This window comes from Vibrio sp. TRT 2004, from assembly GCF_050113735.1.
GTDB lineage: Bacteria > Pseudomonadota > Gammaproteobacteria > Enterobacterales > Vibrionaceae > Vibrio.
Genome location: NZ_JBNJOH010000037.1, coordinates 25,076 through 41,947 on the forward strand (window position 1 = coordinate 25,076; position 16,872 = coordinate 41,947).

Annotated in this window: 14 protein-coding genes, 1 pseudogene and 1 riboswitch; of the genes and pseudogenes, 3 read left to right on the top strand and 12 right to left on the bottom strand. The window is 44.9% G+C overall.

The features are described from left to right. Positions 1 to 7 precede the first annotated feature (7 nt). Together ACQEXR_RS14635 and ACQEXR_RS14640 are read right to left on the bottom strand one after the other, a co-directional pair. Entirely contained in the window at positions 8 to 787 is a 780-nt protein-coding gene (locus tag ACQEXR_RS14635) for a class I SAM-dependent methyltransferase (protein ID WP_331417787.1), read from the bottom strand. A gap of 62 nt (positions 788 to 849) precedes the next feature. Further along, on the bottom strand, positions 850 to 3,987 hold the full coding sequence (locus ACQEXR_RS14640) for an EAL domain-containing protein (RefSeq protein WP_427020629.1): 3,138 nt from the start codon (positions 3,985 to 3,987) through the stop codon (positions 850 to 852). Between the two features lie 102 nt (positions 3,988 to 4,089). Between ACQEXR_RS14640 and asnC the strand changes: the two genes are divergently transcribed. Further along, positions 4,090 to 4,554, top strand: a complete 465-nt coding sequence (gene asnC / locus ACQEXR_RS14645) for a transcriptional regulator AsnC (protein ID WP_138973682.1) — start codon at positions 4,090 to 4,092, stop codon at positions 4,552 to 4,554. A 40-nt stretch (positions 4,555 to 4,594) separates the two neighbouring features. Here asnC and ACQEXR_RS14650 read toward each other — a convergent pair whose 3' ends face one another. Beyond that, positions 4,595 to 4,879: a hypothetical protein gene (locus ACQEXR_RS14650; protein ID WP_138973681.1), complete on the bottom strand. Its 285-nt coding sequence runs from the start codon at positions 4,877 to 4,879 to the stop codon at positions 4,595 to 4,597. Between the two features lie 84 nt (positions 4,880 to 4,963). Then, positions 4,964 to 6,157, bottom strand: a complete 1,194-nt coding sequence (locus ACQEXR_RS14655) for a multidrug effflux MFS transporter (protein ID WP_427020630.1) — start codon at positions 6,155 to 6,157, stop codon at positions 4,964 to 4,966. 105 nt (positions 6,158 to 6,262) lie between these two features. On the opposite strand from ACQEXR_RS14655, the gene ACQEXR_RS14660 reads away from it, so the two are divergent. Then, on the top strand, positions 6,263 to 7,204 hold the full coding sequence (locus ACQEXR_RS14660) for a LysR substrate-binding domain-containing protein (RefSeq protein ID WP_138973679.1): 942 nt from the start codon (positions 6,263 to 6,265) through the stop codon (positions 7,202 to 7,204). Positions 7,205 to 7,304: 100 nt separating this feature from the next. Then, positions 7,305 to 9,095, top strand: coding sequence for an aminopeptidase P family protein (locus ACQEXR_RS14665; RefSeq protein ID WP_427020631.1), 1,791 nt, complete (start codon positions 7,305 to 7,307; stop codon positions 9,093 to 9,095). Positions 9,096 to 9,246: 151 nt separating this feature from the next. Here ACQEXR_RS14665 and thiH read toward each other — a convergent pair whose 3' ends face one another. From thiH to ACQEXR_RS14705, 8 genes and pseudogenes are all read right to left on the bottom strand, one after another. Further along, entirely contained in the window at positions 9,247 to 10,368 is a 1,122-nt protein-coding gene (thiH, locus tag ACQEXR_RS14670) for a 2-iminoacetate synthase ThiH (protein ID WP_427020632.1), read from the bottom strand. Positions 10,369 to 10,387: 19 nt separating this feature from the next. After that, the gene (locus ACQEXR_RS14675) at positions 10,388 to 11,158 is read right to left on the bottom strand and encodes a thiazole synthase (RefSeq protein ID WP_427020633.1); all 771 of its coding nucleotides are present in this window, start codon (positions 11,156 to 11,158) and stop codon (positions 10,388 to 10,390) included. A 4-nt stretch (positions 11,159 to 11,162) separates the two neighbouring features. Continuing rightward, entirely contained in the window at positions 11,163 to 11,426 is a 264-nt protein-coding gene (gene thiS, locus ACQEXR_RS14680) for a sulfur carrier protein ThiS (protein WP_427020634.1), read from the bottom strand. Then, positions 11,423 to 12,214, bottom strand: a complete 792-nt coding sequence (locus ACQEXR_RS14685; RefSeq protein ID WP_427020635.1) for a HesA/MoeB/ThiF family protein — start codon at positions 12,212 to 12,214, stop codon at positions 11,423 to 11,425. The genes thiS and ACQEXR_RS14685 overlap by 4 nt, the downstream gene beginning before the upstream one ends. Continuing rightward, positions 12,204 to 13,538, bottom strand: coding sequence for a thiamine phosphate synthase (locus tag ACQEXR_RS14690; protein ID WP_427020636.1), 1,335 nt, complete (start codon positions 13,536 to 13,538; stop codon positions 12,204 to 12,206). Before ACQEXR_RS14690 ends, ACQEXR_RS14685 begins: the two co-directional genes overlap by 11 nt. Continuing rightward, positions 13,538 to 15,478: a phosphomethylpyrimidine synthase ThiC gene (thiC, locus tag ACQEXR_RS14695; RefSeq protein WP_427020637.1), complete on the bottom strand. Its 1,941-nt coding sequence runs from the start codon at positions 15,476 to 15,478 to the stop codon at positions 13,538 to 13,540. The genes ACQEXR_RS14690 and thiC overlap by 1 nt, the downstream gene beginning before the upstream one ends. A gap of 148 nt (positions 15,479 to 15,626) precedes the next feature. After that, positions 15,627 to 15,725, bottom strand: a riboswitch (TPP riboswitch). Between the two features lie 74 nt (positions 15,726 to 15,799). Continuing rightward, on the bottom strand, positions 15,800 to 16,186 hold the full coding sequence (crcB, locus tag ACQEXR_RS14700; protein WP_138973671.1) for a fluoride efflux transporter CrcB: 387 nt from the start codon (positions 16,184 to 16,186) through the stop codon (positions 15,800 to 15,802). Positions 16,187 to 16,299: 113 nt separating this feature from the next. Then, a pseudogene (locus ACQEXR_RS14705) lies at positions 16,300 to 16,596 on the bottom strand (multicopper oxidase family protein); the annotation flags it as partial. Positions 16,597 to 16,872: the final 276 nt, after the last annotated feature.

The following is a 16,872-nucleotide window of genomic DNA, read 5'->3' on the forward strand; positions in this document are numbered from 1 at the left end:
GCGTTCGCTAAGTCATTGATGCATTGACATAAACATCAAATCGGTTCTTTTTCGTTTCAATCGCCATCGCTGGTTTCTTATCATTCAGCCAGTTTGCGTAGTCCGGTCTTTTCACTACAACCCTTTTAGCTGCAAGGGCTAAGGCAGGTTCTAATAAACCATCAGCGTCGAGGTCTGCCCCAACTAGAGACTGAAAAACTCGCATCTCTTTTTTTACCAGTGCACTCTTTTTTTTGTTTTCTGGGTGAGGATACATGGGATCCAAATACACCACGTCAGGTTGAACAAAGTTAGGATCAGCCGCCAATTGTTCAAGAGCATCATGGCTCGAAGCATGAAGTAATGACATACGTTCACTGACCCAATCGCCGATTTCCGAGTCTTGCTTAGCTCGCTCAAGGCCATCATCTAGGAGCGCTGCGACAACCGGATGACGCTCAACCATTTGAACCTTACAGCCTAATGACGCCAATACAAACGCATCGCGGCCAAGGCCAGCGGTACCATCAAGTACGGTTGGTGTACTGCCTTTGTTTAACCCTGCAGCTTTAGCAATAGCTTGCCCCTTACCACCACCAAACTTACGTCGGTGTGCCACTGCACCACCCGCTAAATCCACATATATCGCACCAAGTTTGGGCTCATCGAGTTTACGCAACTCAAGCCGATGCTCAGTCAGAACTAAAGCAAACTGACTGTCATCACTGTGAGTCAATCCCCAGCGTTGAGTAAGCTCTACAAACCGCTCAGTTTGAGTCTGGTCTTCGCATTGAAGTTGTAGTTGCACGAAGTGCTCCAAAATGTTGTTACGATAAGAGTGCGCAGTGTACTGGATTTTCAATAAGGGTACTAAGTTTTCTCTATCGCCATTAGCTCTTCCACTAACTCCCGCAGTGGCTTAGGTTTGCCAATGATGTATCCCTGAGCATAATCTACGCCCAACTCCATAAGTTGTTCAATGATGTGGGTATTCTCGACAAATTCAGCAACCGTTTTTTTGCCCATCTGACGTGCCAAATCATTGATCGAACGCACCATTAGGTGGTCCATTTCATTCACATCGATATCTCGAACAAATATTCCGTCAATCTTGACGATATCGACGGGTAGCTTCTTCAGATATCCGAATGACGATAGACCTGAGCCAAAGTCATCGAGAGCGATTTGGCAACCCAAAGCTTTTAACTGCGTAAAAAACTCTATCGCTTGATTCATATTACTCATGGCGGCGGTTTCGGTGATCTCTAAGCAGATTTTGTCGCAAGGCACATCTGATTGCGTCAGTTTATCCAGCAAGAAAGCAATAAACTCTTTGTTGCCCATTGAGTGACCAGAAAGATTGATCGCACAGGTACTGAGTTCCTTGAGTGCTTCAGGGTGCGCAGACAGCCAATCTAGTGCTTGTGTCACAACCTGTTTATCAAGAAGGTGAGCAATATTGTATCGCTCTGATGCCGGCATGAAGATGCCTGGAGAGATATACTCCCCATCGGCGTTTTTAATTCGAATTAGAATTTCGAAATGCATGCCCTGCTCTTCACCTGTTAAATCAAGTATTCGCTGGGCAAACAGTTCGATGCGCTGGTTCGCCAACGCTTCATGAACCAGATTGACGCTCTCCATTTCCTGCTCCCGACGACGCAATTCCTTATCGTCGAGACAGTACATGCTGTAGCGATTCCTGCCCTCTTCTTTGGCAACGTGACAGGCTGTATCCGCTTGAGCATGGACCATTTGCGGAGAAGACGCTGTATGGTCAATTAAGCGAATACCAATAGAACAGTTGAGATTAAGACGGATATCTTCCCAAACAAAGGCATGCTCACTGAGAGTGGTAATAATAGTGTCGGCTACTTTCTTAACATCTAGTTCTGTGCAATCCCTTAGCAAGATAGCAAACTCATCTCCTCCCATACGAGCCAAGATGCTGTTGTATGGTAATACCTCTTCCAACATGCTGGCACAAAACTGAATTGCAGCGTCACCAGCCTCATGTCCAGCAGTATCATTGAGAACTTTGAGCTGATCAAGATCGATGTACAGCATGGCATGAGTGCGGGTATAACTTGCTACTTCACTCAGAGCCTTCTCTAGTTCTCTCTCAAAATAGTTGCGGCTGTAGGTTCCAGTAAGCAAATCATGTTGCGCTTGATACTGAAGCTGTTCTGACAATGTGCGCGTTTCAGTTACATCTTCCCCGACAATCAAAATGTGTCCAGATTCAACCAAGGGTCTAATATTTTCTCTAACCCAGACGGTATGACCGTCGGCATGTCGATATTCGATATCACGTCGCCACACGCCCTTTATCGCCTGCTTAGGTTGCAATAATACTTGTCTAGGAATGAGTTCATCCTGATTAAAATAGAATTCTCTTAGACGATGACCCAAAATCTGATCCGACTTATAACCAAGCAGTTGTTCGGCAAATTGGTTAACTTGTTGAACACGATTCTGCTCATCCAATGTCAACATCATTACTGGTTGCTGATCATAGTAGTGACTTAGATTCGCTTCTCTTTGATAAAGACGTTCTTCGGTGATTTTCCTTGTCGTTATATCACGAGCTTCAAGTAAAAATTGTTTGCCTCCTTGGGGAGAAGGAATAGGTTTAAGCGCGACTTCCAAAACCATAGAACCATGTTCAGCATGCCAAATCTCAGCTTCAAACTGCGTAACAGAGTCATTGGATGTTTGTCTGAAAAACTGCTGTAACTGCTTTGCTGCCTCTGCTTCCCAATGTCGGTGTTGCCAAATAGGTCTATCGACACTAAAGTCCTGATGGTATAGAAGCTCCTGAAGCTTACTATTGCTCGATGTAATGCAACCATCAGCGTCTAAAACACCGATAAAATGATAACTTTGGTCAAACACCATTTCGATCAATGTCTGACTCTCTTTCGCCATCTGTTCACTACGTTTTATGCGACTCAAATAGTAAATCAGCACCATGATGACGATTGATAGGAAGACAGTCAGACTGCCGACCGCTTTAAGTTCTTTGGCATACCTATCGGCAAAATTCTGCGGTTTATTGAACAGTGCAGAGTCCGATTCACCTTCGGCTCCCAAACCCCATTTCATCATCGCTTGGTAGTCAAGCTTGATGTCAGGAGTACCCAGTTTGACGCTTGGCAAAGGCTCAGCAGGGTTACTTAAAGCACCAACTAAAAGGTTGGCCGCTTGTTGTCCATGCTGAAAGCCACTTTGAACCACACCCCCAACGGCACCATAGCCCAGAGCAAGATCGTGCACCATATAAACTGGCGCTTTTGATACCTCATTAAGTCGTTTCCATTTGTGGTGCTCTGCGACAAGTTGGCCGTCAATCTCACGATCATAGATCGAGAAGAGAATGCTATCTCGGCGATTTAACTTAGACACATGTTCAAGAAGCTGCTCATAAGTGTCTGGAATGTAGGAAACAATGCGATCTCGATAATGGGGGTAATTAGCAAGAAACATCCCAACCTGTTTTCGAATCCCCGTGCCACTGACCGAATGATCACTAACGATATGAATGAGATTTACTTGCGGTTGAATTCGCTCGATGAGAGAGATGTTGCTATAGATGTCGATATCTTCAGCAATCCCTGTCGCATTTAGGTTCTCATGGAGATTCGGGGTGTAGTTGTTGATACCACCAAAAATAACCGGTATATCGCCTAATTCACTGGCTAGTCGATTCATTAATGCTAATGCGTTGTTATCACTAACAATGATCGCTCTAAATGTCTCTTGTTCGAATTTGGTTTTGTACAGTTGGTACAAACGTTCAAAGTAAGTATCACTTTGTATGCGCTTGCTATCGAGGTAGAGAACCCGTATTGGGATGCTAGAGCCCTTCAATTGGCTGTCTAAACCACTTTGAAAAGCGTCAGTCCAAAAAAAGCCCTGGTGGTATGAATGCACAACCAGCACGTCTTGCTCATGCGCTTGGGAAAACGAACTCAAAATTATCGCTAGAAGGAATAGACAAAAACGCACTAAAATGTGTCTCAGAACCAAAAAATTATATCTACTATTGTATCACCACTGGTGATGGTTTGTACTAAGGTCGTAACATTTACGTGAATTACAAGGGGTTACATGCAGGCTAACAACATCAAACTGGATGATCTAGATAAGGCAATCCTAAAAACCCTTATGGAAGATGCACGTACTCCTTATGCGGAAATGGCCAAGCAGTTTGAAGTAAGCCCTGCAACCATTCACGTGCGTATCGAGAAGATGAAATCGGCTGATATCATACAAGGAACCGAAGTAATCGTTGATACCAAAAAGTTGGGGTATGACGTGTGTTGTTTTATCGGTATCAATCTTAATGCGGCTCGAGATTATCACTCCGCACTTGAAAAACTGAATGCGTTAGAAGAAGTGGTTGAAGCGTACTACACCACAGGTGCCTACAACATTTTCGTAAAATTAATGTGCCGCTCTATTGAAGAGTTGCAGTATGTTCTGATTGATAAGCTACAAGCCATTGATGAAGTTCAATCTACCGAGACTTTGATCTCGCTACAAAACCCAATCAACCGAAACGTTAACCCATAAAAAAACTCGCCGAAGCGAGTTTTATCAATTTTTGATCTTATTACTTTGAGGCAAGGTAACTCTTAAGGTCTTCAACAGAAATACCTTGATCTGCAATCTGTTTAGCCAGTGATTCGACCTGCTCACCTTTGCGTGACTCAATCACCTGTTGAAACTGGTACACCATATCACGAAGAATAGGAAGCGGAACCTGTTTCGCCGCACTACGGATGCGCTCGCCACTTTGGTTGCCCAATTCACTCAACAATTTACCAAACATTATTTTTTCTGGAGAATCTTCCAATTGTTCCAGAACTCGAGCCATCTCATAGGTTGTCATTGACATCGTAGCGATTTATCCACACATACCGATATAAAGAAGCACAAATATACAACGTTTCATTTAATTATCAAAGCGCATCTCGTAAGATTACGCCACCGCATGGTGCCAGTAACGGCCAGTTCTAGACCATAGAATAGCAAGTGCAGGTGTGACAATAAGCATTAAGGTTGCGATCATAATTTGTGGTTCCATGCCTAGGCGCTGTACGGTACCGACGACTAAACCCGAACCACTCATTTGAAAAAGCCCTAGCAGTGCTGCTGCTGTACCCGCTTTATCGCCAAATGGGGCAAGCGCTTTACCAGCGGCCGCGCCAAGAATCCATGCAAAACCAATCGAAGACATAAAGATTGGTAGCATAAACGCCATCGCTGTCGCTTGACCTTGCAGAAGCATCATCACCACACCAGCAATTGCCAAAGTTACAATGCCGACAGTCAGTGCCATATGCGTTCCAAATCTATCCATAAATTTTGGCGCACTCATACAGGCCACAATATTGATTGCCGCATTAATACCAAACCACATGGTGAACTCATTCATACTAAGGCCAAGATTCTCCATCAGTACTACGGGTGCCGATGTTACATAGCCGAGAATGACCGCCATCGCTAACATACACAGAGTTGCATGAAACAAGAATGACGGTGAACGCACAACATCAAGATAGCGATTGAGTTTGAATACCGGCTCTTTACTCATTTGCGGGTTCGTCTCTTTTAACCCAATCCATAGCATCACCAATACGACTGCCGCAAAGCCGGCCATAAAGCTAAAATTCGATCGCCAACCAAACTGCTGTGTTAACCAACTACCGAGTATTGGGGCAAGCGCAGGGATAAAGCAGATTGCACCATTTAAGTAACTAATCATTTTGCCACTTTTTTGTGGACCAAAGATGTCGCGAACTGTTGCAAAGGCTGCTACCGATGTCGCACACGCGCCTAAGCCTTGTAGCAAACGAGAGACCAGCATCCACTCGATATTTTGAGCGCTCCACGCCAATAAAGCACTGACCGCATAGATGCTTACTCCTCCCAATGCAACAGTTCGACGTCCTAGTTTGTCCGCTAAGGGACCTGCAAATAGCTGACCGACGCCCATAGCAAACAAGAACCAAGTAATCGTATCTTGCGCTAACGCATGTTCCACGTGGAACGTTGACGAAATTAATGGCAGTGCAGGCAGATAAATATCAATAGCCAAGGGGCTAAACAGAACAAGTAATGTAAGAAGCATTAGCTGTTGCTTAGTTGGGTTGGTTGAGGTTGCCGTCTGCACTTGTATCTCCGCTGCGCATGATGAAATTGCCTTTATAGTAGGCTAAACTAGATATGCCTGCTAATGACGTATTGTCATCAAAGTTATTCCTCCTGAGAATTTCTAATGAATATAGAGAAACTTGCTCGTCTTGATTTGAATTTACTGGTCTGTTTACGTGTTTTAATTGAAGAACTTAACGTTACTCGCGCAGCACACCGATTGTGTCTTAGCCAATCTGCTGTCAGCAAGAATCTTGCCAAGCTTAGGGCACAGTTTGATGACCCTCTGTTCGTGCGTCACGCCCATGGCCTAAAACCAACACCTAAAGCGCTGTTTCTTAAACCCAAACTCGAGATACTAATAAATCAATTAGAACAGCTAACACAACCTGAAGAGTTTTCGCCTAGCTCGAGTGATTATCGCTACCAGATTGCCGCTGTCGAAAGTGTTTACCCACTGATCTTACCCCACTTCCTTCCCCAGATATTTAACCGCGCACCGGGCGTCACTATCAGTACTCATGCTTGGTCTGACGACACATTTCGACAAATACAGCGGGGAGAAATTGACTTAGGCATTACAGGGAAAGATATCGACATCAATGATGCAAAACTCACTATGCTACCACCTAGCGATATTTGCGAGCAGGAAATATACCGTGATAACCAAATGTGTTTAGTCCGAAAAGAACATCCTGCTCTGGGGCAAGTTTGGAATCTTGATAACTTTTTGGCTCAGCGCCACGTTCAAGTTCGCTGTGATGGCAACGAAAGATGGTTACTCGACTATCGATTAGCCGACATCGGCAAAGAGCGCGATATCGCGATTACCGTACCTGACTTTAACAGTGCGGCAAGCTTATGTTCTTACACAGACTTCGTATTTACCGCACCGAGTCATTTTGTAAAGCTAGCCTCAAAGCAGCTAGACTTGACTGTCCTACCTTTACCGATGGAATTTCCTCCAATGGCATATACGCTGTTCTGGCACCGTGATAGAGAAAATGACCCTGCATTATCTTGGCTACGACAAATCATTCGGGATAAAACCACTGCTCTTAGATAATTTGCAGCCTGACGGTAAAAAGAGTAGCTTATTCTCATCGTCCAACTGCACGCTTAAACGTTGACACGGACAACTAGACAATAATGAAGGATTACCACAGATGCTTATGACTACAGAACAGCGTTTGGCTGCTATTCGCGATTGGCTCGCACAGAATAATTTAGACGCCCTGCTTGTCCCACATGAAGACGAATACCTTGGCGAATACGTCCCCGCTCACAATGAGCGTCTCCACTGGCTGACTGGATTTACAGGTTCTGCCGGTGTTGCTGTCATTACTCAACACAATGCCGCTATTTTTGTTGATGGTCGCTACACGGTTCAAGTAACTAAACAGGTCCCAGCAACGTTGTTCGAATATCGCCACTTAATTGAAGAGCCTGCTCTTGATTGGATCCTCGAACATCTTGAAACAGGATGTTCAGTCGCGATCGACCCACGTATGCATAACTCAGCTTGGTTAGATTCAGCTCAAGCAAAACTTGCAGGAAAGCTGGAGCTCAATATTTTGCAAAGCAACCCGATTGACCAGTTGTGGCATGATCGTCCTGCCCCCGTCATTTCAGATGTAAGACTGATGGCGACAGAAGCTGTTGGTCAATCTAGTGAGAGTAAGCGCCAAGAGATCGCTCATTTGGTTGCAAAGGCAGGAGGTCACGCCGCTGTGATAACCGCATTGGACTCAATTTGCTGGTTATTAAACGTACGTGGTCTTGATGTCTCACGCTTGCCTGTTTTGCTATCTCACGCGATTCTCCATGACGATGCGAGTGTCGAATTCTTCCTTGACCCAGCACGTCTGCCTAGCAACTTCTCTAAACACGTTGGTAATGGTGTAACCGTCCATCACCCAGATTCACTCAAGGCACAGATCGAAGCGCTTGCGGGTAAAAAAGTGCTACTCGATCCAGCGACTAGCAATGCTTGGTTCAAACTGGTTCTGCAAAATAGCGGTGCGTCAGTCATCAATGCTGCCGATCCTTGTCTAATGCCTAAAGCATCGAAGAACGACGTCGAAATTTCAGGCATGAAAGCTTGCCACGTTAGAGATGGCGTTGCGATGTGTAAGTTCTTGAGTTGGCTAGATTCAGAAGTAGCGACGGGAAATCTTCACAATGAGGCGGTACTGTCTGACAAACTTGAGCAATTTAGAAAACAAGACCCGACACTGATGGATCTTAGCTTTGACACTATTTCCGCAGCCGGCAGCAATGCCGCAATGTGTCACTACAACCATGAGAATCAACCCGAGCCTGGAGTACTTCAACTAGACAGTCTTTACTTGGTTGATTCTGGCGGTCAATATCTAGATGGCACCACCGACATCACGCGTACCATTGCTATCGGAAAACCTAGTGACGAAATGATTAAGCAGTTCACGCTTGCATTAAAAGGTCACATTGGTGTCGCTCGCGCTCGTTTCCCTAAAGGTACTCGAGGATACCAGATTGATACTCTAGCTCGTCAGCACTTATGGGCCGAAGGCTACGACTATGACCATGGTACCGGACACGGCGTGGGGCATTTCCTCAGTGTTCATGAAGGACCCGCTAGCATATCTAAAAAGCAAATTGATGTGCCTCTCACTCAAGGTATGGTTTTGTCTAATGAGCCAGGTTACTACCGCGCTGATGCATTCGGTATCCGAATTGAGAACCTAGAGCTTGTTGTCGAAACACCGACTAAAGGCGACTTCCCTGTACTCAGCTTTGAATCGCTAACACGTTGCCCAATTGATATCAGAAACATCAATGTTGATATGCTGACACGTCCCGAACTCGCGTGGCTAAACGACTACCATCAGAAAGTATGGGATGAGATCAGCCCGCTAGTTGAAGGTGATGTGAAAGAGTGGCTTCGTCAAGCAACGGCACCTGTAGCACACAGCTAGAAGCTACAAGCTACAAGCTAGAAGCTAGAAGCTAGAAGCTAGAAGCTAGAAGCTAGAAGCTAGAAGCTAGAAGCTAGAAGCTAGAAAAAAGTAGAGGGTTGATGTTTTGCATCAACCCTCTTTTCTTTACCTATGTTTCACGTGAAACACTCTAACCAGAATATGCACAATGCCAATCTCGCCACACCGGATCTAAACCTTTCGACCTAATCATTGCTTCAATTAAATCCGCGCCTCTCTCATCACTGATCTCAAACTGTTCAAGCTCCGCGTCATTTGAAGCGTATCCCCCAGGCTGAGTTTTTGACGCCGCTGACATACTCGTAATACCTAGTGATAAAACATTGTCTCTAAACTGAGGTGACTCTCTGGTAGAAAGTGACAACTCAACTTCTGGATTGAGCAATCGATATGCACAAATAAGCTGGACTAACTGTTTATCGCTCATAACAGATTTCGGTACAACGGAGCTTTCTCCCCCCTCACATGGTCGCAGCCGAGGAAAAGAAATAGAGTAACGTGATTGCCAATATGTCCGTTCGAGGTAGTCGAGATGTGCTGCAACGTAAAAACTATCAGTGCGCCACTCATCCAAACCAATTAGAGCTCCGATACCTATTTTATCGATACCAGCCTTAGCTAATCTATCTGGCGTATCCAACCTAAAGTCAAAATCCATTTTATTGCCACGCAAATGATGTTTGGCATAAGTGGAAGCGTTATAAGTTTCCTGATAGACCATGACCGCATCCAAACCGAGCGTTTTAAGCTCTGAGTATTGATGCTCCTGTAATGGCTGAACCTCCATAGCTAAGTAGTTAAAGCGTTGCTTTATTAGTGGAACCATCTCCCTAAAGTAGTTCATGCCTACCTTAGTCTCATGCTCACCAGTTACCAGCAGCACATTGTCAAACTTCATACGCTTTATCGCCTCGACTTCTGCCTCGATTTCTGGCTTATTCAATGTGCGACGTTTAATGCGATTCTCCATAGAAAATCCACAATAGGTACAAGCGTTGGCACATAAGTTTGAAAGATAGAGCGGTATATAGAGCGACATCGTGTTACCAAAGCGTGTACGTGTCGCTGAATATGACAATTGGGCCATTTGCTCAAGATAGGGCTCTGCTGCTGGAGAGATTAGCGCTTTAAAATCTTCCAAGTCTCGCCGGCTCTTAGCCAAAGCATTCTCAACGTCTTTGGCGGTTTTGGCATAGATCGACATCAAAATATCATGCCAATTGTATTTTTTGTACTGTTCAACAAAACTCATTTGATCTCCTCACTGCTGTTTACGACAGTTGATCGAGAAATGATGTGAGAGGGCTAGATGCAATCGCATGGTTTGCTTTTCCTGCGAGTCCTGCTTCAAATGCCATGCGACCAGATTCGACGGCCAATTTGAATGCAATCGCCATCTCTACAGGATGAGTAGATGCCGCAATCGCTGTGTTGACAAGCACGGCATCTGCACCCATTTCCATCGCGAGTGCAGCATGAGATGGCGAACCAATACCAGCATCGACAACAACGGGGACATTCGCTTGGTCAATAATGATCTCGAGAAAGTCGCGCGACACAAGACCTTTGTTGCTGCCGATTGGCGCTCCAAGAGGCATAACAGCAGCGCACCCTACTTCCTCTAAGCGCTTACATAACACCGGATCAGCATGGCAATAAGGTAGAACGATAAAACCATCTTTAACGAGTTGTTCTGCTGCAAGCAACGTCTCTATCGGGTCTGGCATTAGGTACTTAGGATCAGGATGGATTTCCAACTTAAGCCAGTTGGTTGCTAAAGCTTCCCTCGCTAAATGAGCTGCGAAGATTGCGTCCTTTGCGGTTTTTGCACCAGAGGTGTTCGGAAGTAAGTTAACACCTGCATTGATAAGTGGCTGCAAGATATTGTCTTGCTTATCGTTAACATCGACACGCTTAAGAGCCATAGTGGCTAACTCAGAGCCAGATGCCTCAATGGCTTTTACCATCAATTCACTATTGGCGAACTTCCCTGTTCCGGTAAACAGACGAGAGTTAAATTGTTTGTCGGCAATTTTAAGCATTGATTCAGCCCCCAGCTATAGCTTGAAATAGAGAGATGCTGTCTCCCTCAATGAGAATGGTATTGCTCCAGTCACTACGTGGCACAACCTGATTATTGATCGCAAATACGTACCCAGAATCCGTAATGGCAAACTGGGCCACTATGTTTTCTAGGTTACAGCCAAAAGGTACAAGCTGTGGAATTGAATTGATCTCAATGGTTATCGTCGAACTACTGGTACTATCTAGCGAATCAAACGACACCGAAACTTTATTTGATGTACTCATATTTGCACCTCTGAAACTTTAGTCTGACTTAACGACCCACAAGCAGAACATTGACTATCTCTGTTTATCGATAAGGTTTGCCAAGCAAGCTTTAACCCATCAAATAGATGTAAGGTAGCGGGCTGAAAGTGAAACTTGCCGGTAACTAAAAGCTGAATTGCCGCGATGGCTTGATAGTTACCCATTGTGCCAACTACAGGACCCAGCACTCCGCTCTCGCTGCATCTAAGCGGATGTGTTAGCTCATCGAACGGGAACAAACAGCGATAACAGCCATTTTCGGAGTCGGAATTACGATAATCGAATACGGAAAACTGACCTTTCCATCCTATTGCCGCGGCCGTGATCAGAGGTTTGCCCTGTTCAATACAAGCTTGATTGGTCATCTGTCGAGTCGTCATGTTGTCGCTACAATCCAAAACGACATCAGCAAGCATGACCTCGAGACTTAATTGCCGACTATCTAGTCGTCTATTGATCGCCCTAATAGCAACGTTAGAATTCAACGCTCTAATTTGCGTTTGAGTCGCAATGACCTTTGGTCTATTGACGTCCTGCTCCCGATATATGACTTGACGATGCAAGTTACTCGGTTCAACCACATCATCATCGACAATTACTATCTTTCCTACCCCTGCGCCGGATAGGTATAGACTCGCAGCACTGCCTAATCCACCACAACCGATGATTAATACGTGTGCTTCTGATAACGCCAACTGCCCTAGTTCAGCAAACTCAGGTAAGGCGATTTGGCGCTGATATCTAACAAATTCTTCATCACTTAGCATGTGTAAGTTCCTCTGAATTGTTTTTGTCTCGAACGCTGTGCTTACTCATTACTTGTTGAAAAAACTCTATAGCCTGCTCTATTGAGTCAGCTTCAGTGATTGCTCTGACTACCGCGAGACTGGAAACCCCACACTGCCAAACTTGATGCGCATTTGTTTGATCAATACCACCAATCGCTACGGTAGGAAGTCCTTGGTTCCCACGATAAGGAATGGTATCGATCAATTGCTGGTATAGAGCCAACCGAACCAATCCTTGTGGTAATGAAGGCATTTGCTTTGTGGTGGTTGGGAATATATGCCCTAAGGCGATGTAACTCGGATAAATCTGCGCTATACGTAGCAACTCATAATACCCATGTGTCGACAGCCCAAGACATACTCCAGCTTCTCTCAGTAGATCGAGGTTGGACTGCTCTATATCTTCTTGTCCAAGATGAACACCGAAGGCACCGTGCTTTATCGCCAGCTGCCAATAGTCATTGATAAACACCTGAGCGTGGTACTGGCGACCAAGCGCTACAGCTCTTTCTATTTGCTGCTCTAAATCATGCCGATGTGGATCTTTAATTCGCAGCTGAATCGTCTTCACGCCTAACTCAAGTAAACGCTCGATCCATTCAACACTGTTAACAACAGGATATAGACCCAACGCTAACTTCGATAACGATGGAAAAGATAAGGCTTGATTTGCAGTCGACCAATTCACATCAATACCAAGTCGTGAATCAGTTAAAACAGGTACAGGAAAGTGAGCATAGGAACTTGGCCATGTTTTGTTGAACCCCATTCTTGGATTGGAAAGTGTTTCACGTGAAACATCATCACAGGAAGCCAACATTGCTCGGGCTAATGTCAGTGCATCTTCAATAGGAAAGTCCAGAGCAAGTAGTGTCACCACCCACACAAAATGCGCTTTGGGATGAAACAAGAGCGAAGGCGCAGCGGAAAGTGCTCGCACCTCCCCTGTGTCTGGATGCCTCCAGATATCGAACTGCGACAGAATGCAACTTACATCGCCTTGCTCAGCATCTTCTACATCGATATAAATAGAATTCTTGGGTTGCTCTAGATATCTCTCAATATCAATCGAACCATGATAGTAAAGCACGTAATCTAGAAGCACTTGACCATCATGCTTAGATATTAAGTCTGTACTGATGTGAGTGATATGTTGGTCGCGAACAAGTTGGAAATGTAGAGTTGGGCTAACGCCCAACTCAATACACTCGATATCAAATCCTTGTTCTCTAGCCAACAACAGACATTGCTGAACATTCCCCGTCATTGCAATACATGACGCAGGTATAAGGATTTTCATCACTACTCTGCTACCTCTGGCTGAACAGCAGGATGGTACAACTCTGAACCTGTAGAACGAAATTCTGCGGATTTTTGACGCATTCCTTCCAGCGGGTCATCGAGCATTTTTATCGATATAGCTTGATCTGCTGCCACCTGTTCGGTGTCTTTAGCATACTCACGAACTTCCTGTGAGATCTTCATAGAACAGAACTTAGGACCACACATTGAACAGAAATGAGCAACTTTGCCCGACTCTTGTGGCAGAGTCTCATCGTGGAAAGCACGCGCTGTATCTGGGTCTAGCGCTAGGTTAAATTGATCCTCCCAACGGAACTCAAAGCGAGCTTTTGACAAAGCATTATCACGAACTTGGGCACCAGGATGCCCTTTCGCTAAATCTGCCGCATGTGCAGCAAGCTTGTAGGTAATCATCCCGGTTTTAACGTCTTCTTTGTTAGGCAAACCAAGATGCTCTTTTGGCGTCACATAACAAAGCATTGCGCAGCCATACCAACCTATCATCGCAGCGCCAATACCAGAGGTAATGTGGTCGTAGCCTGGAGCAATATCAGTTGTGAGCGGACCAAGTGTATAAAAAGGGGCTTCATGACAGTGTTCTAGCTGCTGATCCATATTCTCCTTGATCATATGCATTGGGACATGGCCTGGCCCCTCAATAATGACCTGAACATCGTATTCCCAAGCTATCTTGGTGAGTTCACCAAGCGTGCGTAGCTCAGCAAACTGAGCTTCATCATTAGCATCAGCAACTGAGCCTGGGCGAAGACCATCACCTAACGATAGTGCGACATCATACTTCGCGCAGATCTCACATATCTCTCTAAAGTTCGTGTAGAGGAAGCTTTCTTGATGATGAGCTAGGCACCATTTGGCAATAATGGAACCGCCCCGCGAAACGATACCTGTTACTCGTTTGGCCGTCATTGGCACATATCGAAGAAGAAGTCCGGCATGAATAGTAAAGTAATCAACACCTTGCTCCGCTTGTTCGATTAGCGTATCACGCATCACCTCCCAGTTAAGGTTTTCGGCAATACCGTTCACTTTTTCAAGAGCCTGATACATAGGAACCGTACCAATTGGCACTGGACTGTTACGCAATATCCACTCTCGTGTTTCGTGTATATTGCGCCCTGTTGAGAGATCCATAACCGTATCGCCCCCCCAACGAGTGGCCCACACCAACTTCTCAACCTCCTCCTCGATAGACGATGTAACCGATGAATTGCCGATATTAGCGTTGACCTTAACTAGAAAGTTGCGGCCAATAATCATAGGTTCAGACTCTGGATGGTTGATGTTAGATGGGATTATTGCGCGTCCATGAGCAACTTCATTACGAACAAACTCAGCGGTAATGTCTTTGGGCAAGTTGGCACCGAAACTTTGACCAGGATGTTGTTGATTAAGCACTTCATCACGATACTTGGCGCGTCCCATATTCTCGCGCAAAGCGATGTACTCCATCTCAGGAGTAATTAATCCTTTACGGGCGTAGTGCAGTTGAGTCACACAGTGACCGACTTTAGCGCGTCGAACTCTTGGTAGATTGCCGTAACGAAGGTGATCTAACGTTTCGTCTGCCAATCGCTGCTTAGTGTAAATCGAACTGACATCGTCAAGAATTTCAGTATCGCTACGCTCTTCAATCCAAGTTTCTCTAAGCTTAGGGAGTCCGTTATACAGATCTATTTTGTGGTTTGGATCGGTATAGACACCGGAAGTGTCATAGACGCGTACAGGTTCATTAGGCTCAAAGATCGGGGATTCTTTAGTGCCACCGATTAGACTATCAGACAGCGTGATTTCTCGCATAGGGACCTGAATGTCAGGACGAGTGCCCTCTACGTACACTTTTTGTGAATTAGGATACGGTTGAACAGACAACGTATCGATGAATTGTTTAGCTTCCAGTCTCGCTTGTTTGCGACTCGACATAGCATTTTTCCTTGCTTGTTATTCTAGATAAAAAGATTTTGGATAAAAATGCTTGGCGGAAAGATGCGACAAGAGGTATCGAAAACAGTGCTAAAAGTATGACTGTTTACAGAATCGATATTTGATATTAACCAGTTTGATACTGGTTAAGGTATCTTCTCTTGTTCCCTTCGCAGATACTAATCTGATCAGGTTCAACGGATCCCGAATTAACGGTCTCAGCCTTATGGCACTCCGACAAGTAAAGCGAGTATATAAAATCGGCTTGGTTAAACCAAGCCGACCTGTACAAAAATTGTTAAAAAAATGAACAAAAAATCACTACGAACTTTTGACCAGTAGATGAAATCCTACCCAAGCAGCAGAGATACTCAACGCGACATTGAGCAAAACGTTCAGTCCCATCTTGAAAAATGCGCCTTGCTGCATGAGTAAAACGTTATCCATCGAAAAGGTAGAAAACGTAGTCAAGGCACCTAAGAAGCCAAGACCGATAATCTGTCTCCATGGCTCTGGTGCAAGAAGCTCGTTCTCAAACGCTGCAATCAGCAAGCCCATTATAAAAGAACCCACCACATTAACGGTTAGCGTACCGTATGGAAAGCCTCGACCAAACAGCATGATACATAACTCAGATATCAAATAACGCGAACAAGCACCAAAGGCACCCCCCACTGCGATAAAACCAAGAATAGAAAGCTGACCCATAACTCCCCCAAAAACTATTTTCTGGTTGATATTGTATCGATCATCGATAAATAATCGACCAAAATTCATAGCATCTTACATCAAACAAAGTTTGAAATTTAAAAGGTTACAGGTGTCACTAATGGAGCTGGAATATTATCTTTGCTCATACCCTCCCACTCAAATACAAAATCAATTAACTCTGCATTATTAAGATCAAGCTTAGGAATTGGATTCAAGGGAATAACGGGAATCACTGACTGATTAGGCAGATCAGATTCGATCACCGAAAAGGAACAGAGAGGAAATGAAAAAGGCCCTTTCATCTGACGCACAAAAATACGCTCTCCAGCCGCTGGAGCGATAAAGGTGATATCAACCCTCATTCCGGGTCCAATCTTATGCTGAGATAGCTTATAGAGCGTTCTAATCATAGACATAATTACCCTGCTCATCCCGAAACCCAATTAGCGTACAAGCCGGAAGAACAGAAAGGGCTGAGAATGCAAAAAGGCCCTAGTCTTTCGACTAGAGCCTTCTTAATTATGGCAGGGGTGGAGAGATTCGAACTCCCAACACGCGCGTTTTTTTGGTATCGGTGGAATCCGCTGCTTTGTCGATACAAACATGAGAATGCAAAAAGGCCCTAGTCTTTCGACTAGAGCCTTCTTAATTATGGCAGGGGTGGAGAGATTCGAACTCCCAAC